Below are 9,760 nucleotides of genomic sequence, written 5' to 3'. Positions count from 1 at the left end.
TTCCCTTGGCTCATTAGTGAAATTGATGTTTTAGTGAAGTTTAGACAACAAAAACTTATCTTTATTTCTGCTTGACTACCCACTCAATTCTCCTCAAGGTTTTTTTCGACTTTTTCAGCAAACCCTAATTAAATATCATCTGGGTTAACTCCTAATTCTCGTAATTTATGCGCTAACCTTTCCGCTTTTAATCTTTCCTGATCTGCACGTTGTTTTTCTCGTTGTGCAAACTCTTCAGGAGTTAGCAACCTTTCACCTTGTTGATTATACCAGTATAACCATTCTCTATTTCTCCCTAAATAAGTACCCCTTTCTCTTCCTAAAGCTAAACCAATTTCTGGCATCCATAACTGCCCTTGAGGTTGTAAAATATATTGATGATTTTCTAATTTATAAATCTCCAAAGGTTGACGTTTTCGCCGACCTTGACGATTAGGGACATAAATTGCATAATATAAAATTCCTAACTTTGCATAGTCAATTTTCTTTCTTTCATATTCGCCCCCGTAGGTTTTAGACACAACTTCTAAAGCAAAAATAGGGGGAATATTATCTTCTTCCCACAGTACATAACTTAACCTTCCTTCCTCACCAATAAAACGTTCTACACCCAAACTCAAAAAACCATCAGGAACTAAAGGTGGTTTACTTGGTGCATAGTAAATACCCATATCCACACCAAAAAACCAATCATTTCTATTTTGCCAAACTAAAGCTAAAATTGCTTCTAATAAATTAGGAATTAGGTTTTGTAATTCGTTATCCACTGGAGTATCATCAGAGTCAGGAAGTTCCGCAGAAGATGGAAGACATTGACGCAAATCGTAATTTAACATAATCGTCTTCACTATAACTATAATATGTTGATTTTAACATAAATAAAGTAAAAATAAAAATGAAAATAAAAAATATAACAAAACAAATAGATGTGAGTGTAGAGTATTTATGTTATAATCATTAACAATAAAAAATAATAACTTGAGGATTTTTCAGAATGACTTCTCTTGACAATATCAATTTACCCGATGAATTATATCAACAAATAGTAAAACTAGCTAAGGCTGAACATAACTCTATAGAATCTCAAATTGTACTACTTTTACAAACAGCATTAGAAATAGAACAACAGCAAATAGAATCAGGAAGATGTACTAAAATTTTGAAATTATTAGAAGAAACCCAAAATATTCGTCGTTCAAATCCAGCAGATTTTAAGTTGCGAGATAGTACAGAAATGATTAGAGAAGATAGAGATAGATGACGAATACTTTCAAATTTGTACTAGATACCAGTGTATGCATCAACCTATGTTCTGACTATGTTCTGACTATGTTCTGATCAATATTGTACTGACAGTAACTTACACAAAGTCACATTTTTTTGAGAAAACCCGTAAATTTATAGTTAAAAATACGGAAAAACCCATATCCGTATAATCTCACTGTTCACAAGCTATAGATAGTGTTAGCTTAACAGTATTAACCATCTTATACAGGTAAAACAAATGGCTGTAGGCATCGAAGAACAGGGTAGCAAATTTATCACTACCGAAGCTATAAAAAATCAAGACGGAGAGCAGAAAGTATGGGATGCTGTACGGGGTGCATTTGCAGATAGAAACTGCATTGGATATTGGCGGTATCCTATTTTTTTCAAAGTAGGAGAAACCAGAAAAGAACCGGATATATTAATAGTTGATCGAGAATTTGGAGTATTAGTCATTGCTGTTCAATCTCTAAATATTGACCAGATTACTAATATTAACAGGCAAACTTGGCAATTGCAAAATAGTGACGTTACCGAAATCAATCCCTATCAAATTGTAGAACATCAACTGCGATCAATCATATCCTATAGTGATAGAGAAGCTGCACTTTGGAGAAAAATTAACGGTAGAGCGATCATTGCTTTACCGCATATTACATCACAACAATGGCAAGAAAAAGGTTTTCATGAATTACCCGATATTCCGCCAATTATTTTTCAAGATCAATTAGGTAAAGCTGGTTTAATAGAACGCATTAACCAAGCTAATATTATCATTCCTGGTGAAAATATCGAAGATAAAGATTGGGAATTATTACTTTCGGTAGTTGGCGGTACTCCTGTATTGCGTAAACCTCCCCGTGAACGAGTTGCAACTATAGGAAAAACCCGTTCTGCTGTTATTGACAGTTTACGAGAAAAACTCTATGAAATAGATTTACAACAGGAACATATCGGTAAAGAAATTCCTCCCGGTCCCCAACGTATTCGCGGTATTGCAGGTTCAGGAAAAACAGTTTTACTCTGTCAAAAAGCCGCAAGTATGCACTTGAAACATCCAGATTGGGATATTGCCTTAGTATTTTTTACCCGTTCCTTATATGATTTAATGATTGGTTTATTGGATCAATGGATACGGCGTTTTAGTTGTGGAGAAATGCACTATGATCCCAAAACAAATTTAAAATTACAGGTACTTCATGCTTGGGGTGCAAAAGAACAACCTGGTTTATACAGTACCATTTGTGAATATCACGGAAAAAGACCGGGAACAGTCCAGAATACTAAGGAAAGACAACCAAACCGGGGGTTAATAGATTTAAGTAAACGACTTTTAGAAGAAATCAAAATTGAACCAATGTTTGATGCAATTTTGATAGATGAAGGTCAAGATTTAGTAGCAGATGATGATTTAAAATATGAAGATAAACAAGCAATTTATTGGTTAGCTTATCAAGCATTAAAACCAGTAAGTGAAGATAAAACCGAAGAAAAAAGATTAATTTGGGCTTATGATGAAGCGCAAAGTTTAGATAGTTTAGTAGTTCCTAAAGCTAAGGAAGTTTTTGGGGAAAAATTAAGTAATTTATTGAATAAACAACCTCTATATTCTGGAGGTATTAAACGTTCTGAAGTAATGCGTCGTTGTTATCGCACACCCGGGCAAATTTTAACTGCTGCTCATGCAATGGGAATGGGTTTATTACGTCCTGAAGGAATGTTAACAGGAATTACAAATAAAGAAGATTGGCATAGAATTGGTTATGAAGTAAAAGGAGATTTTCGCCGAGTTGGTCAACCAATTACTATTACTAGAAAACCTCAATTTTCACCAAACCCTATTCCTGAACTGTGGGGAGAACCGGTTTTAGAATTTGAAACTTTTTCTTCTCGTGAAGCAGAAATGACTGCTTTATCAGAAAAGATAATGCACAATATTGTCCATGATGGACTTAACCCCAGTCGGGATATTTTGGTTTTAGTTTTAGGTTCACCTTTGGAAGTAATGGAGTTAGAAACATCTGTTGCAAGTTTTTTAATGGAACAGGACATTGATGTTTATATTCCCACTGCTTTAAAATTAAATGATTTAGTTCCCCAATATCCCAATAATGATCCTGATAAATTTTGGTGTGATGGTGGGGTGACGGTTTCTCGTATTACTCGCGCAAAAGGCCATGAAGCAGATATGGTTTATGTGGTAGGTTTTGATCACGTTGCACGGAATGAAAGTGATGTAAGTTTTCGTAACCAGTTGTTTGTTGCGTTAACGAGGGCGCGGGGTTGGGCAAATTTAAGTGGTGTAGGTAATTATCCCATGTATGATGAGATGCGGAAAGTCATTGCTAGTGGTGAGAGTTTTACCTTTGCTTATAAGCGTCCGCCTAAGCGGGATATTGGGGATGGGGATTGATATTTTATAAGACAGGGAATGGATGACAGGGATAGACGACAGGGAATAAATTCCCTGTCTAAAAGCTCAAGTCGGTTTTAACCGACTATTTTTATTTTATTTCTCTGCTTTCTCTGCGTCTGGAGTGGTTCGTTTGTCTTTATTTCTTATTCCCATATAAGCCAATTATGATGATAGCAGTTTGCTGTTATTCGATTAATCTCAATATTAAAAATGATATTTAACCGGAGTCAGAGACTCCTGATAGCATTCCCAGTCTGGAGACTGGGAACGAGATCATATAAAATATTGATTAAATACTATCAGGATCTACACCTAAAGCTCTCAATCTTTCTGCTAATAATTGAGCGCGTTGTTCAGCATTTTCAGCCCGTTGTTTTTCCTGTTTTGCTCTTTCATCACCAGTCATTAAAACATTATCATCTTGATCACACCAACGTAACCAAGTATCATTCCTACCTTCAAATTCTCCCTCCCATAAAGTTAAACCTAAACCAATTTCTTCTAACCAATTATTTGTAGTTTCTACATATCGTCTGGCTTTGAGACTATAAACTCTTAAAACTTTGTCTCCTAAGTTTAGATTAGGATCATAGACGACATAATGATAAACCCGCATTTTTTCATAAATTTTTAGCTTTTTATCTAATTCCTCACCATTTTGATTAGAAACTATTTCTATCACTACTTCTGGGGTTTTACCAAATTTCCAAACCAGATAACAACGATTTTGTTTTTCCCACCAATTTTGCGGTGTTTCTACATCAAAACTCACAAATACATCGGGAACTATGGCAGGTTCACCATAGGTATGGTAGACACCAACATTAGCTTCAGCTAAAAAAACCTGATTTTGCAAAGCACTGTAAAGAGAACCGACTAATAAACGTTGTTGTTTGGCAGATGCGAGATTATCCACTGGTGTATCATCTTCTGTAACTAGCAAATTGGCATCTGGTACGTCGCAATTATCAATATCCTTGATTAAAACTTGCTCAACCATGATTTTATCCACTATTTGAGGACTCTATTAACTGATCCTAACTTATTCCAACAAGAGAACGTAATGGCCAAATTTAGTGGCTAGTTTTCGATCATAGGTCAGTACCTGAGTATCAGATTGAATTGCTGCTGCTACAAATAACGTATCATAGAAGGAATGACTTGATTCCACTGCTAGTTTTAAAGCAATATCCCGAATTTGAGAACTGGAAATTATCACATCAACTAATGCCTCAGCATCCAGCATGGAATCTAAACCTATTTGCAATGGTAATTGTCGAAATTGTATCCATTGCCAAATCACATTACCCAACTCAGCAAACAACGAATCAGGTACGATAATTTGATCTACAGATTCTAAAGCAGCGATCGCCTGTTCATACTTGTCCTCTACGCGCAAGAGGGCATAAGCAAATACCATCGTATCAATCACCATCACAGTCTTCCTTCTGACTTCCAAGACTGTACCCGACTTTCCGCTTCCATTGGTAACACTTCCGCCCGTTGACGAATACGAGTAAGCACTTCATCTCTTTGTCCATAGCGTTTTTGCAACAAATCGCGGACTTCTTGCTCCATAGAAACCCCCTTTTGTGCTGCTAAACGTTTAATGCGCTCCACTAACTCATCAGAGATATTGCGAATAGTAATTGTTGCCATAGATACTCCTTTGGTCGTGCTAGTCTACTACCCGATCATAGTTAAATTTAAAATTACCTTGATAAAAAATTACCTTACAAATAAATGTTAATAACAATCTAAATTCAAAATAAATCCAGGTAATATCTCTTCACCTAATAACTCAGTGAGTAAATTTCTGATTTCTACATCTTTTCCTAAACGATAAATTTCTACCTGTTGTTGTTGAGGATTGATCAACCATCCTAATTTTACCCCTGCATCCATATATTCTTGCATTTTAGAACGCAGAGTTTCTATATTATCTGTTGCTGATCTTAATTCAATCACAAAATCTGGTGCAATGGGAGGAAACTTGCGTTTTTGTTCCGGGGTTAATGCTTCCCAATGTTCTTTTTTAATCCAAGCAGCATCAGGAGAGCGATCGCCCCCATTTGGTAATTTGAATATAGTCGAAGAACTAAAAGTATAACCCAATTTTGTTTGACGATTCCAGAAAACTAAATCGGCAATCATTTCTGCTTCTCGATTCCCGCTTTCTCCCCCCACTGGTGGCATAATAATTAAATCTCCTTTTGCTGTGCGTTCAAATTTTAAATCACTGTTTTTTTGACATAGTTGATAAAATTGATCATCGGTAAGATCAACACTATTTAAGTTTAATGTCAAAGTATTAGTAACCATACAAATAACCCGTTTGTGTATCATCTTCTGTAACTAGCAGGTTGGTATCCGGTATATCACAATGATCAATATCCTGGATTAAAAGTTGCTCAACCATAGTTTTCTCTACTTTATCCACTACTGATAGAGTTTTTAAGATTATAACAGGTGACAGGTGACAGGTAACAGAAATAAAAGTCTAGAAATTAGAAGAAAAAATATATCTTCTCCAAGTATATCTTAAACCCTCATTTCTCTGCGTTCTCTGCGCCTCTGCGTGAGACATAAAAAATCTGAAAACAGGAAACGAGATTTTATTGATAAACAAAAACCGGAACTCTTTTATATGCAGGTGTGCCACTTTTCGGATCAATTTTCCCCTTAAATAATATATTTGCTTCAGGATAAAACATAAAAGCCACCCCTTCACGAATTGCACCAGAAATAATTTCTATATCCTCTAATTCTCCCCCATCTCCTTTAACCTTCACTCGTTGATGTGGGTGAAATCCTGCTTTTTTAATATCCAAATTATTCATCAAAATACAATGACGATGGGGCATATTTCTATATTTATCTTCTTGTTTATAAACTACGGTGTTATGTTGTCCATAACTTCGCCCTGTTCCTAATATCAATACAATTCCTGCCTGATTTTCCTCAATGCCAAAATCTGATTTTTTAGGTGTTAATAATTGGGGTAAGGGTGTTACAAACATCTGGGCTTTACCATCAGGGGTTTTAAATTTCGGTTCTGCAAAAATTCGCCCTTCAATGGTAAATTCTTCTTTGTTTTTATCAATTTCTCCTATTTTTTGATAACCAGGTATGGTTTTAGCAATTAGTTCTCTGATATAAACAGTATCTTGCAATTTTCGCCAATTAATTGGATTTTCCCCATGTAGACGATAGGCAATTTCTGTGATCAATTCTATTTCGGAAATCAAATGAGAATTATGGGGTTGTAAATGACTTTTACCTTCATCATTTAACCTCACAAAGTTATTACCTGATTCTGTTGTGGTTTTATGGGGATTTTCAAAACGATTGAAAACTGGTAATATTAATGTTTGGTTTTTTCCTAGTCCGTGAAAATGTCCTAAGTTGGGTTTGGTAGATACATAAAATATGGTTTCTATTTGCGATAATGCTTGTTTTGCTTGTTGTAAATCAGGGTTTGCTGCATACAAATTACCACCTAAACAAAAGAGAGTATCTACTTGACTATTTTCTGCTGCTGCTATTAAATCACGGGTATGATAACCTGGTGTTTCGCTGAGAGGTTTTCCTAATAATTTTGATAGTGCTTGTTTGATTTCTTCTTGCAAGTGAATAGTTACACCCATTGATCCAAATCCTTGGACGTTTGAATGTCCTCTAATGGGCATTGTTCCTGATCCAATTTTACCCGCGTTTCCTGTAATTAAGGCGGTATTTGCTATACTTAATATGTTATCAACTCCGTTTTCTTGTTGGGTTACACCCATCGCCCAAGCAAAAACTACTTTTGATGATTTACCGATTAAAGAAGCGGTAGCGGTGATTTCTTCATAAGATAAACCGCAAGTTTGGGTGATATTTTCCCAGGTTGTGTTATTTGCATATTCTACAATTTCTGCCCAGTTTGTTGTATAGGATTGCAGATATTCTCTGTTAACTAAATTCTGCTCAATTAATGATTTTTGTAACCCTACAAATAAGGCTACATCACTACCGGGAATAGGTTGTAAATATAAGGTTGAGATATCTGAACCACCTGTGAGTAATGATTTGATGGGAAATGCAGGGGAGGCAAATTTAACTAAACCGATTTCTATTTGGGGGTTAATAATAATTACTTTACCACCTCTGTCCCGCAATTTGATTAATTCGTTCATTAATCTGGGGTGGTTTGCTGGTGCGTTAGAACCTATTAATACTACACAATCACTGTGTTTGAGGTTTTCTAAACTTACCATTGATGTACCTGAACCGAAAACTTTTTTTAAGCCTACTGTTGAGGGGGCGTGACATAAATCGGAACAGTCGGCTAGATTGTTACTACCTAGCGATCGCATTAACAATTGTAATAAATAAGCAGCTTCATTTGATGAACGTCCAGAACTATAACTAGCGATTCTTTCTGGTGTTATACTAAAAGCTTGTGCTGCAATTTGATAAACTTCTTCCCAGCTAATGCGTTGATAATGGGAAGATCCGAATCTGAGAATCAGAGGATAAGTTAATCTACCTAAGCGATCGCATTCTTGAGAAGTCAGTTTTTGTAATTCATTAATATTATATTGTTGGAAAAATTCTGGTTTTATTCCTGGTTGCAATTCGGCTGATATAGCCTCTACACTTTTAGCACAACGTTGTAAATATTCTCCCCCTTCATTAACAAAACCCCCTTTTTGTCCACCCGTACCCCATGCACAGGATAAACAGGCGCTTTTATGATTCAGGGTTTGCCATAATTTTAACCCTTGGGGTGTTAATGTTTGTTCTACCCAGTATTGAATCACTGGTAAACCACCGCCTGATGATAGCTGAGACTTGCTTTCAGGTAATTTATCCATAAGGAGATCAAGGAGTTGGGAGATCAAGGAGTTGGGAGATCAAGAAGTTGGGAGTTGGGAGTTGGGAGTCAGGAGATTAACGATAATTTCACCCATCACCCATCACCCATCACCCATCACCTATTCTGCTTTATTCGCTGCTCTGTTAGCACGGGCTTCTGCGGAGTTCATGACTTCTGCAAAGTTTTCTACAACTTCACCGGGGTAGTTTTCTAATACTCTAGTAGAAATAGCGACTCGACCTTTACCTTCATCTAAGTCAATAATTACAGCTTTAACTTGCTGACCTATTTGAAAGACTTTTTCTAAAGAGTCAATAAATTTTTGGCTGACTTGTTTAATGTGAAGTAAGGCGCTAACACCATCTAAATCTACAAATACACCAAAAGGCTTGATACCTGTAACTTTGCCTTCGACTAATTGACCAATTTCTAATAAACTAAAGTTGCTAGAACGAGCGGCTAAACGTTGGGAAAGAATCAGTTTTTTGTTATTGCGGTCCACTTCTAAAAAACCAGCGGTGAGAGTTTGACCTTTAAGTGCTTCTAAATTATCACGTTCGGCTAGATGCGATCGCGGAATAAAACCCCGCAGGGAAAGAACTTCAACGTTAACACCACCTTTATTGACACCGATTACCCGCACTGGTACTGTTTGGGAACTTTCCTGCATTTGGGATAATTTTTCCCAAATGTGCTGAATTTCCAACTGCTTGCGAGAAAGAGTAACTTGACCTTCCGCATCTTGTTCCCGGATAATCAAAAACTCTAGTTCCTCATTCATCGGTAACACTTCCGATAAATCAGTTACTGCTCTCAACGAAGCCTCATCTCGCGGTAAGAAAGCAGACGACTTACCACCAATATCAACATAAGCGCCATCATGGTCAAGTTGAAACACCTTACCATGTACAACTTGTCCCTTTTGAAATTGGTAATCGTGTTTTTCCAGTGCTTTGGCAAAATCGTCCATTGAAAAAGACGAATTGGCTGTTTGAGAAAGTTTTGATTCGGAATTCATGTTTTTTGAAGATTAATTGTTATGAAAAATTGGTAATGGGTAATTGGTAATTGGTAATTGGTAATTGGTAATTGGTAATTGGTAATTGGTAATTGGTAAAGTTCTTTTAGTACCCAGTCCCCAGTCCCCAGTCACCAGTCACCAGTCTCAGGTCTCAAAACGTCAGGCAACAGTTATGAATTTACAATCGCCAGTGAGA

The 9,760-nt window shown here is 36.4% G+C and carries 9 protein-coding genes; 2 read left to right on the top strand and 7 right to left on the bottom strand.

Going from position 1 to position 9,760, the window contains the following annotated elements; genetic code table 11:
- Nucleotides 1-128: 128 nt before the first annotated feature.
- Complete coding sequence (locus FFR48_RS21340; protein ID WP_137668767.1) at nucleotides 129-836, bottom strand: Uma2 family endonuclease; 708 nt, start codon at nucleotides 834-836, stop codon at nucleotides 129-131.
- Between the two features lie 158 nt (nucleotides 837-994).
- Between FFR48_RS21340 and FFR48_RS21335 the strand changes: the two genes are divergently transcribed.
- Nucleotides 995-1,261, top strand: a complete 267-nt coding sequence (locus FFR48_RS21335) for a hypothetical protein (RefSeq protein WP_137668766.1) — start codon at nucleotides 995-997, stop codon at nucleotides 1,259-1,261.
- Nucleotides 1,262-1,504: 243 nt separating this feature from the next.
- On the top strand, nucleotides 1,505-3,679 hold the full coding sequence (locus tag FFR48_RS21330; protein WP_137668765.1) for a DEAD/DEAH box helicase: 2,175 nt from the start codon (nucleotides 1,505-1,507) through the stop codon (nucleotides 3,677-3,679).
- 292 nt (nucleotides 3,680-3,971) lie between these two features.
- Here the strand turns inward: FFR48_RS21330 and FFR48_RS21325 are convergent, their stop codons facing one another.
- The 6 genes from FFR48_RS21325 to FFR48_RS21295 form a co-directional block, all read right to left on the bottom strand.
- On the bottom strand, nucleotides 3,972-4,682 hold the full coding sequence (locus FFR48_RS21325; RefSeq protein WP_137668764.1) for a Uma2 family endonuclease: 711 nt from the start codon (nucleotides 4,680-4,682) through the stop codon (nucleotides 3,972-3,974).
- A gap of 42 nt (nucleotides 4,683-4,724) precedes the next feature.
- On the bottom strand, nucleotides 4,725-5,117 hold the full coding sequence (locus FFR48_RS21320; RefSeq protein WP_137668763.1) for a type II toxin-antitoxin system VapC family toxin: 393 nt from the start codon (nucleotides 5,115-5,117) through the stop codon (nucleotides 4,725-4,727).
- Nucleotides 5,117-5,341, bottom strand: coding sequence for a FitA-like ribbon-helix-helix domain-containing protein (locus tag FFR48_RS21315; RefSeq protein ID WP_096570058.1), 225 nt, complete (start codon nucleotides 5,339-5,341; stop codon nucleotides 5,117-5,119). Before FFR48_RS21315 ends, FFR48_RS21320 begins: the two co-directional genes overlap by 1 nt.
- Nucleotides 5,342-5,428: 87 nt before the next feature.
- The gene (locus FFR48_RS21310; RefSeq protein WP_137668762.1) at nucleotides 5,429-6,004 is read right to left on the bottom strand and encodes a Uma2 family endonuclease; all 576 of its coding nucleotides are present in this window, start codon (nucleotides 6,002-6,004) and stop codon (nucleotides 5,429-5,431) included.
- A gap of 293 nt (nucleotides 6,005-6,297) precedes the next feature.
- On the bottom strand, nucleotides 6,298-8,541 hold the full coding sequence (locus tag FFR48_RS21300) for an FdhF/YdeP family oxidoreductase (RefSeq protein ID WP_137668761.1): 2,244 nt from the start codon (nucleotides 8,539-8,541) through the stop codon (nucleotides 6,298-6,300).
- A gap of 120 nt (nucleotides 8,542-8,661) precedes the next feature.
- Entirely contained in the window at nucleotides 8,662-9,561 is a 900-nt protein-coding gene (locus FFR48_RS21295; protein WP_137668760.1) for a S1 RNA-binding domain-containing protein, read from the bottom strand.
- Between the last annotated feature and the right edge of the window lie 199 nt (nucleotides 9,562-9,760).

Origin of the sequence: Sphaerospermopsis reniformis (genome assembly GCF_005402885.1) — a bacterium.
GTDB lineage: Bacteria > Cyanobacteriota > Cyanobacteriia > Cyanobacteriales > Nostocaceae > Sphaerospermopsis > Sphaerospermopsis kisseleviana.
This window is presented reverse-complemented; position numbering and strand designations above follow the sequence as displayed.